At 61.2% G+C, this 13,154-nt stretch carries 14 protein-coding genes; 9 read left to right on the plus strand and 5 right to left on the minus strand.

Annotated features, from left to right (window positions below):
• Positions 1–11 precede the first annotated feature (11 nt).
• A complete protein-coding gene (locus M1D89_RS03380; RefSeq protein WP_498648026.1) occupies positions 12–1,265 on the plus strand; it encodes a hypothetical protein in 1,254 nt (417 codons plus the stop codon).
• 28 nt (positions 1,266–1,293) lie between these two features.
• Here M1D89_RS03380 and M1D89_RS03385 read toward each other — a convergent pair whose 3' ends face one another.
• Positions 1,294–1,722, minus strand: coding sequence for a phage holin family protein (locus M1D89_RS03385; protein ID WP_017198820.1), 429 nt, complete (start codon positions 1,720–1,722; stop codon positions 1,294–1,296).
• 72 nt (positions 1,723–1,794) lie between these two features.
• Between M1D89_RS03385 and M1D89_RS03390 the strand changes: the two genes are divergently transcribed.
• The 5 genes from M1D89_RS03390 (at position 1,795) to M1D89_RS03410 (ending at position 7,602) form a co-directional block, all read left to right on the plus strand.
• Positions 1,795–2,913, plus strand: coding sequence for a histidinol-phosphate transaminase (locus tag M1D89_RS03390; protein WP_498648028.1), 1,119 nt, complete (start codon positions 1,795–1,797; stop codon positions 2,911–2,913).
• Between the two features lie 151 nt (positions 2,914–3,064).
• Positions 3,065–4,258, plus strand: coding sequence for a pyruvate dehydrogenase (acetyl-transferring) E1 component subunit alpha (gene pdhA / locus M1D89_RS03395; protein WP_498648030.1), 1,194 nt, complete (start codon positions 3,065–3,067; stop codon positions 4,256–4,258).
• A complete protein-coding gene (locus M1D89_RS03400) occupies positions 4,258–5,238 on the plus strand; it encodes an alpha-ketoacid dehydrogenase subunit beta (protein WP_498648032.1) in 981 nt (326 codons plus the stop codon). Before pdhA ends, M1D89_RS03400 begins: the two co-directional genes overlap by 1 nt.
• Before the next feature lie 104 nt (positions 5,239–5,342).
• A complete protein-coding gene (locus M1D89_RS03405; protein WP_498648034.1) occupies positions 5,343–6,929 on the plus strand; it encodes a dihydrolipoamide acetyltransferase family protein in 1,587 nt (528 codons plus the stop codon).
• A 76-nt stretch (positions 6,930–7,005) separates the two neighbouring features.
• Positions 7,006–7,602: a phosphatase PAP2 family protein gene (locus M1D89_RS03410; RefSeq protein ID WP_498650889.1), complete on the plus strand. Its 597-nt coding sequence runs from the start codon at positions 7,006–7,008 to the stop codon at positions 7,600–7,602.
• A gap of 3 nt (positions 7,603–7,605) precedes the next feature.
• Here the strand turns inward: M1D89_RS03410 and M1D89_RS03415 are convergent, their stop codons facing one another.
• The 3 genes from M1D89_RS03415 to M1D89_RS03425 all read right to left on the minus strand — a co-directional run bounded on the left by M1D89_RS03415 (position 7,606) and on the right by M1D89_RS03425 (position 9,823).
• Positions 7,606–7,917, minus strand: coding sequence for a hypothetical protein (locus M1D89_RS03415; RefSeq protein ID WP_498650890.1), 312 nt, complete (start codon positions 7,915–7,917; stop codon positions 7,606–7,608).
• A 173-nt stretch (positions 7,918–8,090) separates the two neighbouring features.
• Positions 8,091–8,519 (minus strand): universal stress protein, encoded by a 429-nt coding sequence (locus M1D89_RS03420; protein WP_475037461.1) that lies wholly within the window; start codon positions 8,517–8,519, stop codon positions 8,091–8,093.
• Positions 8,516–9,823, minus strand: a complete 1,308-nt coding sequence (locus M1D89_RS03425; protein ID WP_498648036.1) for an aminotransferase-like domain-containing protein — start codon at positions 9,821–9,823, stop codon at positions 8,516–8,518. Before M1D89_RS03425 ends, M1D89_RS03420 begins: the two co-directional genes overlap by 4 nt.
• A 110-nt stretch (positions 9,824–9,933) precedes the next feature.
• Here M1D89_RS03425 and M1D89_RS03430 point away from each other — a divergent pair, with 110 nt between their 5' ends.
• From M1D89_RS03430 to M1D89_RS03440, 3 genes are all read left to right on the plus strand, one after another.
• Positions 9,934–10,782 carry an isocitrate lyase/PEP mutase family protein gene (locus M1D89_RS03430; RefSeq protein WP_498648038.1) on the plus strand — a complete coding sequence of 283 codons (849 nt, stop codon included), beginning with the start codon at positions 9,934–9,936 and terminating at the stop codon, positions 10,780–10,782.
• Between the two features lie 100 nt (positions 10,783–10,882).
• The gene (locus tag M1D89_RS03435) at positions 10,883–11,935 is read left to right on the plus strand and encodes a hypothetical protein (protein ID WP_498648040.1); all 1,053 of its coding nucleotides are present in this window, start codon (positions 10,883–10,885) and stop codon (positions 11,933–11,935) included.
• A complete protein-coding gene (locus M1D89_RS03440) occupies positions 11,916–12,455 on the plus strand; it encodes a hypothetical protein (protein ID WP_498648042.1) in 540 nt (179 codons plus the stop codon). Before M1D89_RS03435 ends, M1D89_RS03440 begins: the two co-directional genes overlap by 20 nt.
• A 197-nt stretch (positions 12,456–12,652) precedes the next feature.
• On the opposite strand, the gene M1D89_RS03445 is transcribed toward M1D89_RS03440, so the two are convergent.
• The gene (locus tag M1D89_RS03445; RefSeq protein ID WP_498648043.1) at positions 12,653–13,126 is read right to left on the minus strand and encodes a DUF1990 domain-containing protein; all 474 of its coding nucleotides are present in this window, start codon (positions 13,124–13,126) and stop codon (positions 12,653–12,655) included.
• Positions 13,127–13,154 lie beyond the last annotated feature (28 nt).

Genomic DNA, 13,154 nt, shown 5'->3' on the forward strand with positions numbered 1-13,154 from the left:
GGGTGGGAGGGATGTCTTTTCAACTTGAGGAGCTCCTAAGGGGTGCGGGCACGCTGGACGACCTGGTCCAACAGCTCGTGGCCATCGAAGAAGAAGCGCGCCAGGTCCAAGACTGCCTGGAACTCTTTCTCTACGATTCCTATGACACCGGCTGTAATGCCCTCAACGCTGTGGCTGAGAGCCGGACGCAAGTGGGAAAGGTTCGCCAGGAATTGGTGGAGGTCAGTGGAAGTGTGCGCGCCAGCCACCGGGATTACGAGGCAGCGGAGGCCAAGAACGCCAGGCCGCACGCGTTGAGTTTTGACCAGTATCGATTCTCTGACGCACCTGTCCTTTTGTCACTGGGGCGGGACCTCACGGAGGAGGGCTATAACCGCCTCATCCCCGATGGCTATGAGCTATCAGACATACTGCGTACACTTCTTGATTCACCACTAGTGGCCACCTATCAACCCCGCCCGATAAGCATCGAAAAGATGGGTATAACGGACGAAGACGTGGATCCGTCCATGGCGGAAAGCCTTCGTCGTCTCGAGAGGCTTCACGCCCGGAACGACGGTGAGGTCGAAGTGATTCGCTTTGATAACAACGGCTCTGCTTCGTGGATGGTGCTGATCCCTGGAACCCAGCCTGATTCACCCCCTACCAATCCTTTCGACATGCAAGGAATTGGCGAAGCAATGGGCTATGACTCCGAAGAAGTTGTCCCGGCCGTTGGCGCGGCGCTGCGTGAAGCCGGGGCTGAAGCGGGCGATCAAGTGGTGGCAGTGGGACACAGCCAGGGAGGTATCCACGCCATGAACCTCAGCCGGGACAAGGCGTTTCTCAGCGAATTCGATCTCAAGTATGTTCTGACGGCGGGGGCACCCGTCGGCGGCATCTCGGCTGAGTCTGGCATCAGTTCACTCCATTTGGAACACTTCCAAGACTGGGTTCCAGGGGCAGACGGCCGAATCAACGCCGATACAAAGGATCGTGTGACCGTCACTCTGACTAACGAGGTCAAGACACCCGAAGGGGAAGACTCCGGCATCGGCCCTGGACACGATCAGGAAAACTACGCTGCAGGAGCAGAACTGGTTGAGGCAAGCCACGACGAGTCACTCGCAGCATCGACTGCCGCGTTCGCGGGCGTTATCGGAGCTGGTGGCGTTGCCAAGGTGACGCGGTTCAAGCTGGAAAGAGCGCCCCTCCAGGTTCTCCGTCCCGCAACGCCAGCCACTTCCGGATACGAGGGCTGGAGCCGGAAAAAGGTAAAGCCCTGAAGAAGGAGACGACGAGTATCCGGAGCTGCTAGCGCTTCCTTGCACCCGGAATCAGGCCTGCCACCATGGAGATGATGCTGATGATGATCGACGCCAGGATTGCTGTCCAGAAGAAAGAATCGATAGTGAGGTGCACGGGTGTGAAGGTGCTCAGCCATGCCGTCAGATACAGCATCGCTGCGTTGATCACGATGGTGAACAAGCCAAGCGTCAGGATGGTCACAGGCAGGGACAACAGCCTCACCAACGGACGGACAAAGGCGTTCACCACTCCAAAGATCAGGCCGATGAACAGATACGCCAAAATGATGCCGGCGGTGTCTGCCCCCTGCGTAAGTCCTGCGTTAGCTGCGGCCGACTCTGTGGCACTTGTGGAGATGTCCATGCCTTGCAGGAGCCAGGTTGCAACCCACAGGGCAAGCCCGTTGATCAGGACACGAATGATGAAGGAACCCATGAGCCCATGCTTTCACACGCGCCTGTTAAAGAGCTCGGCGCCAGCCGTAAATGGGCAAGTAGGCTTGAAGCCATGACTACTACTGACAACGTACCGGAGAGCGTACTCCCTCGTCCGGTCGTGGACAGGCTCCCCAAATATGCGGCGGGTAAACCCCCCGCTGCGATTGAGGGCCTCACCAGCTACAAATTGTCGTCCAACGAAAACCCTCTGCCTCCGATTCCTGCAGTGTTGCAGGCAATTGCTGACCAGACCGACATCAATCGCTACCCGGACCCCCTGGCTACCAAGCTACGGAACGCTTTGGCCGGCTTCCTGGAGGTTCCCGCTGACGATGTCGTCACTGGCGCCGGGAGCCTTGGGGCACTGAACCAGATCCTGGCCACCTTCGCCGGCCAGAATGAGGACGGCAAGCAGGACGAAGTGATCTACGCCTGGCGTTCCTTTGAGGCCTACCCCATCTGCGTGGGCCTTGCAGGGGCAGCCAGTGTGCTAATCCCCCTGTTGTCGGACGGGCGCCACGACCTCGAGACCATGGCTGCCGCAGTCACCGTACGCACCAAAGTGATTCTCCTGTGCACGCCCAATAACCCCACCGGACCGATTCTCACGGCCGAGGAAACGGAGCAGTTCATCCAAGCCGTGCCGCCCAATGTTGTGGTGGTCATCGATGAGGCCTACCAGGAATTCGTGCGGGACGCGGAGGCTGTGGACGGCATCAAGCTCTACAGCAAATATCCCAACGTGGTGGTGCTCAGGACTTTCTCGAAAGCCCACGGCCTGGCTGGCCTGCGTGTTGGCTACAGTGTCGCCGGTCCTTTGCTTACTCAGCACCTCCGGGTGACGGCCACTCCTTTTGCCGTTTCCCAAATTGCAGAACGTGCCGCTGTTACTTCGCTCGAGAATTTCGATCAGGTTGTGGAAAGGGTACAAAGCCTGGTGGACGAACGGGATCGCGTGACGGCTGGCCTGAGGGAACTGGGATGGTTCGTTCCCGAGGCTCAAGGCAACTTCGTTTGGTTGAATCTCGGGGAGAACAGCGGGGAGTTTGCTGCCTTGGCGGCAGAGCAAGCCTTGTCTGTTCGTGCCTTTGGAAGTGAGGGTGTTCGGGTCAGCATCGGCGAGGTGGAAGCCAACACCCGGTTCTTGGATCTCTGTGCAGGTTATACAAAGGCTCCGCAAGGTTCCTAGCGGTTAACAAATGCGCCAACGCTACTTACTGCGGATAAAGTAAGGGACGAAAGCCAAAATATATGCCCGTTCCGGAATGCATTCCGGAACGGGCATATATCCCAGCGACAGACATTGCCCGGCGCCTCGCCACGGCAAGCAAGGAGACGGAATGGGCTCGACACAACTGCCCCCCGGGACGGAAGAAAGTCTCGCGGCAACCACCGCGGCAGCAGCCGCACCAGGCGAACCAGTGGAAATGGTGCAGTTGCTCGGGCCCGACGGGAAACTCGGATCCGATCCCGTCTTCTCGGACTATGCCAAGCGGATTGATCCGGAAAAGCTCCGTGTTTTCTACACAGACATGGCCAGGATCCGTCGCTTTGACCAGGAGGCCACCGCACTGCAGCGCCAAGGCGAGCTTGCCTTGTGGGTGCCGCTGACCGGCCAGGAGGCCGCGCAGATTGGTTCGGGCCACGCAAGCCAGTCCCAGGACTACATCTTCCCCACCTACCGCGAACACGGCGTCGCGCTGGTCCGCAATGTAGACCTCGCCGAGCTGCTCAAGCAGTTCCGCGGTGTATCCAACGGCGGCTGGGATCCTCGGGAGAACAACTTCCACCTCTATACATTGGTGCTCGCAGCCCAGACGCTTCACGCTGTTGGCTACGCCATGGGTATTCAAAGGGACCAGAAGTTCGCAGCGGCATCTGACTCCACAGACCCCAAGGCTGCCGTCATCGCTTACTTCGGTGATGGCGCCAGCTCCGAAGGCGACGTCCATGAGTCGATGGTCTTTGCGGCTTCGTACAACGCCCCGGTTGTTTTCTTCTGCCAGAACAACCACTGGGCCATTTCCGTGCCTACTGAAGTCCAGACGAAGGTTCCGCTCGCGAACCGCGCCAAGGGCTATGGTTTCCCTGGAATCCGAGTGGACGGCAACGACGTCATCGCAGTCCATGCCGTTACGGAGTGGGCACTCGAGCACGCCCGGGAGGGCCGGGGCCCTGTACTGATCGAGGCCTACACCTACCGGGTGGGCGCACACACCACTGCCGATGACCCAACCAAGTACCGGGAATCCGCCGAAGAAGCTGCCTGGCGCGAGAAAGATCCGCTGGACCGCCTGGAGAAGTACCTGCGCGCGGAGGGCCTGGCGGATGAAGCCTTCTTCGACCAGGTCAAGGCCGACGGCGATGAGCTCGCCAAGTACGTCCGAAGCACAACACATGGCCTTGAGGTCCCGGATATCCGCGAAGCCTTTGCCAGTGTCTACGTCGAACAACACCCGCTGATCGCGGAAGAACTGGCTTGGTTCGAGGAATACTCGGCCGGCTTCGAGAGCGACCAGGAGGCAGCTAACTGATGGCAACAATGACCATTGCGAAAGCCATCAACGAAGGTCTCCGGGCATCGCTGACGAAGAACCCCAAGTCGTTGCTGATGGGCGAGGACATCGGACACCTGGGCGGTGTTTACCGCGTCACCGATGGCCTGATTAAGGAGTTCGGCGACGAACGCGTCGTGGACACGCCCCTGGCCGAGTCCGGCATCGTCGGTACCGCCATTGGGCTCGCTCTTCGCGGATACTCGCCAGTCTGCGAGATCCAATTCGACGGCTTCGTTTACCCGGCTTTCAACCAGATCACCACCCAGCTGGCCAAGATTCACTCCCGCAGCCTCGGCAAGTTGACTGTTCCTGTGGTCATTCGCATTCCGTACGGCGGCGGCATTGGCTCTATCGAGCATCACTCGGAGTCTCCTGAAGCTCTGTTCGCCCACACCGCGGGCCTGCGCATCATCTCCCCTTCCAATGCCCATGACGCCTATTGGATGATCCAAAAGGCCATCGAGTGCCAGGACCCCGTCATCTTCTTCGAACCCAAGCGCCGTTACTGGCTCAAGGGTGAGGTGGATGTCCAGAATGCAGGTCTTTCCGAGGACCCCTTCAAAGCGCACGTTGTCCGTGAAGGAACGGATGCGACCATTGTGGCCTATGGCCCGCTGGTTCCGGTTGCGCTGGCGGCTGCCAATGCTGCCACTGAGGACGGAAGGAGCATTGAAGTCATCGACCTCCGTTCCATCTCACCTTTGGACTTTGACACTGTGGAAGCCTCGGTCAAGAAGACGGGCCGCCTGATCGTAGCCCATGAAGCCCCTACCTTTGGTGGCATCGGTGGTGAGATCGCCGCGCGCATCAGCGAGCGGGCATTCCTGCACTTGGAGGCACCGGTCATTCGCGTTGGCGGGTTCCATATGCCGTACCCCGTCGCCAAGGTGGAAGAGGACTACTTGCCGGACATTGACAAGATCCTTGAGGCGCTCGACCGCTCCTTGTCCTACTAGAACTGCGGTCCTGGCAAGACCTCTTGCTCTACCAACCGCCGTCCTACTAACCGCCCTGATCCAGCCCGGCTTCGCTGCCGGGTGACCGGAAATCGAGGACCACTGTGACTGTAAAGAAATTCAACCTGCCGGACGTTGGCGAAGGCCTGACCGAGGCCGAGGTAGTGGCTTGGAAGGTCAAGCCAGGTGACGTCGTCGCCATCAATGATGTCTTGTGCGAGATCGAGACAGCCAAGTCCCTCGTCGAGCTCCCTTCGCCTTTTGCGGGCACTGTCACGGAGCTGCTGGTTGAGGAAGGCATCACGGTTGAAGTCGGCACGGCGATCATCGCTGTTTCGGAAGGCCAAGAGGGTGACCCGGCGCCGGTGACGCCTGCTGCCCCGGAGGTACCCGCCGTCGAGATGCCCCTATATGGCAAGCTACCCGCCGACGACGACACCGACGACAACCGTCCGGCCGGCGGTCCGCTTGTGGGTTCAGGACCCAAGGCCGACGCCGTGAAGCGCCGCGCGCGCAAGCGTCCGGCCGGGGCCGTGGTTGAGGCAGCTACCCTCGCAGAGAGCGCCGAAGGTACCGTCCAGGACCACCAAGCGGTGGTGGAAGCCAAAGCGGCCGAATCACCGGTTTCACACCGCACGACGTCGGCCCCCGCCGTCGTCACGACTGGCATCCAGGCGCCTGTTACGCAAGCCCCTGTCGCCCAAGCACAGTCCGTCTCGCCGGGAGCCCAAGCGCCGCAGGCGACGGCATCCCGCGGTGCAGCTATCAGCGGAACGATTAGTGGGCTGGTCAACAAGGTCCTGGCGAAGCCCCCAGTGCGCAAGTTTGCCCGCGACCTTGGCATCGATCTCGCTGACGTCGTGGCTACCGGTGAGCGCGGTGAAGTGACTCGCGAGGACTTGGTGAGCTACCAAGCCCAGCGCGACGCCGAGCATGACCAAGCGGATAGTTTCTGGGGTGCCTCGAAGAAACCGCAGGATCAGCGAGTGGAACGGATGCCCGTCAAGGGGGTTCGTAAGGCGACCGCCAAGGCCATGGTTGATTCAGCTTTCTCGGCTCCCCACGTCAGCATTTTCGTGGACGTGGATGCCAGCCGCACCATGGAGTTCGTCAAGCGGCTGAAGGTCTCCCGCGACTTTGAAGGTATCAAGGTTTCGCCGCTGCTCATCCTTGCAAAGGCAGTGATCTGGGCTGCTGCCCGGAACCCCAGCGTCAACGCAACCTGGGTGGAGAACGCTGACGGTAAGGGTGGCGCGGAGATCCTGGTGAAGCACTACATGAACCTTGGCATCGCCGCAGCAACCCCACGCGGACTCATGGTGCCCAACATCAAGGACGCCCAGGACCTTTCCCTCAAGGAACTGGCCCTTGCGCTTAACGAGTTGGCGACCAAGGCCCGGGCTGGGAAGACTCAGCCTGCTGAGATGCAGGGTGGAAGCCTGACCATCACCAACATCGGCGCGCTTGGCATTGATACCGGAACCCCTATTATCAACCCGGGTGAAGTAGCCATCATTGCCTTCGGAACCATCAAGCAGAAGCCTTGGGTCCTGGACGGCGAAGTAATCCCGCGCTGGATCACCACGCTTGGCGGTTCGTTCGACCACCGCGTGGTGGACGGGGATTTGTCCGCTCGTTTCATGGCGGACGTCGCATCCATTCTTGAAGAACCGGCACTTCTGCTTGACTGACGAGCAAGCCGACCCAGGCGCTGGCCGTGGAACGGAGACCATAACAGAGGAGTCGGGCCATGTGCCCCCTCAGTGGGTGACGGGTCCATGGCGCACGGTAGCCAGGGTGCTGACGGAAGTTTTCCAGCCACCGGTTGTTGTTCTGGTCCTCCTGCTGATCAGTCCTGCCATTGAACCGGGTTTCCCGGGCACTATGTGGTTCGGGCTGCTCGCGGCTATGTTCGTCTGTGTCCTGCCGCTGGCCTACGTGCTGGTGATGGTGAAGCTGGGCAGAATCACGGATCACCATGTCAGTGATCGACGCCAGCGGCCCGCGTTGCTGCTGATGACGTTGGCGTCAGTGGTGGTTGGCCTGCTCGTGCTGCGTTTGCTCAGTGGTCCGGTGAGTGTCACGGTGATGATCATCGCGCTCATCGGAGGCATTGCGGTACTTGCCGTGGTCAGCGCGTTCTGGAAAATGAGCGGGCATGCGTCGGCTCTTGCGGCGGCTGCCGTTATCTCCGTGATGATGTTCGGACCGGAGTGGCTTCCCCTGCTGCTCCTCGTGCCGGCGGTTGGCTGGTCACGATTGGTATTGCGCGCCCACACCCTGGCTCAGGTTATTGCAGGCTCGTTGTTCGGAGGCATTGTCATCGCCGGCCTGTGGTGGCTGATGCGGGAGTGGATGCTCTAGGAGCTAGAACGCCGGGTAACTGACCAGCAGCGCCTGCAGTTCCGTCGTCGACATGTGGTTTGCCATCTCCACGCTGATGCCCATGGCGACGGCGGCAACCGTGACCATGGCAACGCATGCCACGGAAAGGAACCGCCAATCCTTGCGGAAGACACTGCGGAAGGTTTCAGGCATTTCAAGGCTCGGGGAGATCATGTTCGGGGCGCTGTCCCACGAGCCGTCGTCGAGCATGGCGATGATGCGATCGTTGCTTCGGTCATAGCGCATGGTGCTGATGTGGTTGCCATGACGGGCAAGCAGGATGTCGTGTCCCACGCGCTGGCGCGGCTGCAAAGTAAGCAAGAAAATGATCCCCTGAAGTCGGTAAGTGGAGGTGGCACGCGCCAATGCGGGCATCTCGATTTTATAACGATGACTTCTAGGGGTCGGCCCAAAAGACGCCAGACGCCGGGTGAGGCTCCCCACCCGGCGTCGTGATCCAGCTCGCGTTACGGCTGGTCGGTCTTGGCGATGTAGACGTCGCAGGGTGCGGTGTGTGCAACCGTGTTGGCTACGCTTCCAAGGACGCGACCCAAGCCCTGCATGCGACGGTTGCCCACCACAATCAGGCGGGCATCCTGCACTTCGGCTTCTTTAACCAAGGCTTCACCGGGTTTGCCGCGGGCGGCCGAGTAGGTGACCTCGAGACGGTCATCCGTCAGGCGCTCGGCGACGGCGCGGGCAACAGCTTCAGCTTCGGCAGCGTCAGAGACGATCCACTTGTCGGTGCCGATCTCAACCACCTCTGTCCGGTTGCTGTCGAAGGCACTGACCACGCGAAGGCTGGCCCCGAGGCCGATCGCCAACTGCTGGGCGGCCTGTGCTGCCCTCATTGCGGTCTCGCTGCCGTCTACTCCGACGATCACAACTCCGGTCATTGTGGTGCTCCTTCATTGGTAGCTTCAATGGCATTCGCCAGGACAGGGGCCAAGCGGCGGACACCTTCGGCTATCGTATCCGGCGGTACGGCGCTGAAAGCGAGGCGGAGCTTGTTGGACGGTCCATCAGCCGGGGAGAAGGCGGCGCCCGGGATGAAGACGACCCCCGCGTCAATTGCCTTTCCGAGCAGGGGATAGGTATCCACGCCCTCAGGCAGCGTGACCCATACGAAGAAGCCGCCGTCCGGGCGGGTCCACGTGAGGCCTGCAGGCATGTACTCGTCGAGTGCGGACAACAAGGCCTGGCAGCGTTCCGCATAGAGCGTCCGGTAGGTTTCGATCTGCCCTTCCCAGTCGTACTCACGGAGGTATGCCGAGACGAGCATCTGATTCAGCGGAGGCGGGCAGAGGGTCACCGCCTCGGAGGCGAGGTAGAAACGACGCTGCAGGTGTGCAGGAACCAGGGCCCAGCCGATGCGGAGTCCGGGGGCGAAAATCTTGGAGAACGAGCCCAGATAGATGACGTCATCCGGGTTGGCGGCTCGCATCGGTGCGATCGGGTGGCCATCGAACCGCAGGAGCCCGTAGGGATTGTCCTCGAGGACAATGATATTCGCGTCACGGCATATATCGACGATTTGCTGCCTGCGTTCCTCGGCCAGCGTGATGCCGGAGGGGTTGTTGAAGTTAGGGATCGTGTAGAGGAACTTGATGTTCTTGCCCTCGGACTGGAGCGCCGCGATCCTGGCCTCAAGGAGTTCGGGTACCAGGCCGTCGTCGTCCATTTCGATGGGTTCCACCTGGACTTGGTATGCCTCAAACGTGTTCAGGGCGCCCACGTAGGTGGGGTTTTCCACCAGGACAACATCGCCGGGGTTGCAGAACACCTTGGTGGCAACATCCTGCGCGGACTGCGATCCCGCCGTAATCACAATGTTCTCTGGGGCGGCGTCAGCGATTCCCTCGGCGGCCATGATGGTGCAGATCTGCGCGCGGAGTTCTTCCGTGCCCTGGCCGCCGCCGTACTGCAGGGCGGTCATACCCTCTTCGGCGATGATGCGGGCCGCGGTGTGGCCAAGCTTCTCCAAAGGCAATGACTGTAGGTACGGGTTGCCCCCGGCGAGGGAGACCAGGCCCGGCTGCATCGAGATGTCGAAGACGTCCCTGACAGCGGACTGTTTGATATTGGCGGCCCGCGCGGAGAACAATTCCTCGTGCGGGTGGGCGGCCGTGGCGGCCCGCTCAATGGCGTCGATGGCTTCAGCGGGCAACGTTGCGCCGGCATCCAGTGTTTCGTGGGTCACAGTGACAGGATACTCCTCGATGTTGCTAATGAGGCAACACTTGTTTTCGAATCAGTTCGTTTTCGCAGCTTATCCTTTACGCCGCGATCGTGAAGGGCTGGAATGTAGCTATGACAGCGCACCGGGGATCCGTAACCAAAGCAGAACACTTCCATAAACTTCACGACGCCGGGCCAACGCCGCTTGTGCTCGTGAACGTGTGGGACGCGGCTTCCGCCCGCGTTGTGGAGGAGGCGGGTGCGACGGCGATTGCCACCTCGAGCTCGGCCGTCTCCTGGAGCCTGGGGTTCAGGGACGGCGACCACGTGCCGTGGGGCCTGGCAATGGCCGCACTCGGTCGCATAGCGGGGGCAACCCGGTTGCCGGTCTCGGCAGACATTGAGACGGGCTACGGGCGCACCGACGACGAACTTCGTGCCACTGTCCACGCCGTTTTGGACGAGGGAGCAGTGGGGATCAACATAGAGGACTCCGCCACCGAGCCGCTTACGGACATCGATGAACAGTCGCGTCGGATTGCCTTGATCCGCGCAGCGGCCGACGATCGTGGAATGCCCCTGTTCATCAATGCCCGTACCGACACTTACCTGTCGGGCCAGTTCGCGGACACCGCCTATGACGAAACCTTGCGACGAGCCGAGGCCTACCTCACTGCCGGTGCGGACGGAATCTTCGTTCCCGGCGTCGTGGATCTACATGTCCTCCATGAGCTCTCCAGCCGCATTCCTGCGCCGCTCAACGCGTTGGCGGGTGTCGGGGCTCCGTCTCCACTAGAGCTCCACGACGCCGGTGTGCGGCGGGTCAGCATCGGCGGAAATGCAGCCAAAGCGGCGTATGCCAAGGTGGCACGGGTGGCGAAGGAAATCCTCGGCGACGGCAATTGGGCGGGGCTGGCTGGCACGCGCAGCCACGATGAAATGGACTCCCTGTTCGCGCCGGGGCCCAAATACAGCCTTTGAATGCGGCCTCCGCCTGCGAGTTGAAGGCACGACGCCGGCACCCGGCCTTAATGTCAGACCTCGCCGTTAGCGTGGGTCATGGAAAACGAGGGGAGGATCCATGGCACGGCGCAGTGTACAGTTCTGGCGGATCGAGCAGCTGAACGGTGACGAGCTCAGCCGACCATTTCCAGCGCGCCGCGTAGCCGAGGTGCTGAAGAAGGCCCAAGATTCGGGGATAGACCGGCACTTCACCAGTGTGGACGGGACTGTCTTGCTCGCCCAGGCGGTGGCATCGTCACCTCATCCCGTGCTGCTTTTGGACCGGGTCCGGGACACTAATCTTCCCAGCGTCGGCGACGCCCTGGGGCGGCGCAAGCCCTTGCCGTTGGCTCCGGGTGACCATCTGTTGGAGACCACGTATTTCGCCTTTCTGAAGAGGAATGTCATCGCGGTGCTGACCAGTGGCAATGGGCCCCGTGCATCCAGGATGGGCGAGTACCTCGAAGGGATGCTGGGGCTCGAACCAAGCCTGGTGCCGGTTGTGCGCGAGGACATCGAAGAAATCCTCACCCGTCTGGAGGTGAGCCGTTTCGAGTTCGCGCTTCCTGCCGAACGTCTGTCCGGGAAGCTAATGGAAGGTGAATGGGCTGACGTTCTGGACAGCGCCTCACGGCTCATGAATGAGGGTACGTTCCGGATTTCCTTGAGCGTTGGCAGGTCAGGCAAGGCCGAGGACAAGCAGCGGATTCGGGACCGGATCCAGCAGCTGATTGATCTCTTCCGCAGGGCCGGTTCCGTGGAGCATTTCGATTATGTGGTGGCTGAGGGCAAGGACTCCCTGACCGGGGACCGTGAGGTGGTGGACCTGCTGAAGGAGCGATTCATTTCGCACATTGAGGTGGACCCGGATGTTTTCAACGATCCCCAAAAATCCACTACCGAGGCGATCGCCATCCTCAATAAACAGGCCAGGGATAACGAGGCATTTTTCGCCAAGACCCTGCCGGACATCAAGGGTTCGGCTGATTCCGCATTGGTTCCGGACATCGTTGCGGGCGGAATGGCCACTGTTCGGGCCGCTCTGGCGGCGGCTGCGGCGAGCGCTGAAAAGGTGGGCCAAGCATCCGAGGAGAACCAAGGCGGTGCAGATCATGAGCTTGTACGAGGTTGATGTGGAGCGAACCGGGCGCCGCAGGACTCTGTGGCGTTGGTTTCTGTTGCATCCCAGCGCGGATTTCGGATGGGCTGCGCTTGCCGTCCTGATCTGGCTGGGAATCGCGCTGCTTGCGCGTCAACCGCTGATGCTGGAAGGCGTGGACCCCGGTGCGCGGCGCACCCTGCTCCAGACACTCGCCACGCTGGCCGGTGCCACGGCTGGCCTGACTCTGACCAGCGTGTCCATGCTGATCAACGTGCTCGGAAAGAAAGCTGCGCCGGGTCAGCGGGAACTTCCCTTGGAGAAACTGTCTGCCACTCACCGGCGCCAAATCGGCGAGGTCTTCCTTTTTGCCATCCCGGGTCTTGGCTTAGTGGTGGTTGCTGCCTTGGTCACTGTGGTTCTGGAAGGAGACGCCCTCACGGGCCTGTGGATTCCTGAAGCACTGGTCTTTGTGTTGACCTTCGCTTCAGTCCTCGCCCTGTTGCGTGTGGCGTGGGCACTCCGGAGGGTGCTGGCGATCGCAACGGCATGAGCACGCAAGCCACTAGCCCTGTGCTTGCCAATCCGTTTGCCAGCCCGCTATTCCGTTGCCGGGCCGCTATTCCGTTTGCCAGCCCGCTATTCCGTTGCCGGGCACCCACGGAATAGCGGCAAGGCAACGTGAAAGCGTGCCCAGGCGGGCCAGCTTGGACTGCAGCCTGGATCTGATTCGGCACAGTTCTGGGACATTCACCGCAGTGCCCGGAGATACCGCCGGCGCACCACGCGCTGCAGGATCAGAAGGAACGGGTAGAGCACTCTCCAGGGCTGCTGCGAGGCCGGGCCGGTCAGGGAGCGAATGGTGAGGCGCACTTCTTCCTCGACGCGATGCACAATGAAGGCTTCCTCGCCGGAAACGGGATGCCCTGGGAGAGTCCGGTATGCGAAGCCCACCCTGTCCGGCTCCTGAACAACTGCGACAACTTCAACCGGTTCCAGGACTCGGGCACCGAGAAAATGCGCTGTGACCACAACCCGATCACCTGCGGACACGGCCCCGGGCGTGTCGACGGAAAATCCGCTGGCCGTCTTCACGCCCCAGCGCAGCACCTCATAGGTGGCGTGTTCCCAAAGGGCATCTCCATGTCCCACCAAGGCTGATACCTCAGAGCGGCGGTACCCGCCATCCAATGCTGGCCACTCGTGAAGATCCGGACTCGTCATGGTCCCATCCTCCTGCAGCACGTGGTTG

This window comes from Arthrobacter sp. D3-18 (assembly GCF_054408525.1).

What these genes read in the sequence shown, in the direction of transcription:
- M1D89_RS03380 (WP_498648026.1), top strand. Translation starts at nt 12, where the DNA reads ATGTCTTTTCAACTTGAGGAGCTCCTAAGGGGTGCGGGCACGCTGGAC.
- M1D89_RS03385 (WP_017198820.1), bottom strand. Translation starts at nt 1,722, where the DNA reads ATGGGTTCCTTCATCATTCGTGTCCTGATCAACGGGCTTGCCCTGTGG.
- M1D89_RS03390 (WP_498648028.1), top strand. Translation starts at nt 1,795, where the DNA reads ATGACTACTACTGACAACGTACCGGAGAGCGTACTCCCTCGTCCGGTC.
- pdhA (WP_498648030.1), top strand. Translation starts at nt 3,065, where the DNA reads ATGGGCTCGACACAACTGCCCCCCGGGACGGAAGAAAGTCTCGCGGCA.
- M1D89_RS03400 (WP_498648032.1), top strand. Translation starts at nt 4,258, where the DNA reads ATGGCAACAATGACCATTGCGAAAGCCATCAACGAAGGTCTCCGGGCA.
- M1D89_RS03420 (WP_475037461.1), bottom strand. Translation starts at nt 8,519, where the DNA reads ATGACCGGAGTTGTGATCGTCGGAGTAGACGGCAGCGAGACCGCAATG.
- M1D89_RS03430 (WP_498648038.1), top strand. Translation starts at nt 9,934, where the DNA reads ATGACAGCGCACCGGGGATCCGTAACCAAAGCAGAACACTTCCATAAA.
- M1D89_RS03435 (WP_498648040.1), top strand. Translation starts at nt 10,883, where the DNA reads ATGGCACGGCGCAGTGTACAGTTCTGGCGGATCGAGCAGCTGAACGGT.
- M1D89_RS03440 (WP_498648042.1), top strand. Translation starts at nt 11,916, where the DNA reads ATGAGCTTGTACGAGGTTGATGTGGAGCGAACCGGGCGCCGCAGGACT.
- M1D89_RS03445 (WP_498648043.1), bottom strand. Translation starts at nt 13,126, where the DNA reads ATGACGAGTCCGGATCTTCACGAGTGGCCAGCATTGGATGGCGGGTAC.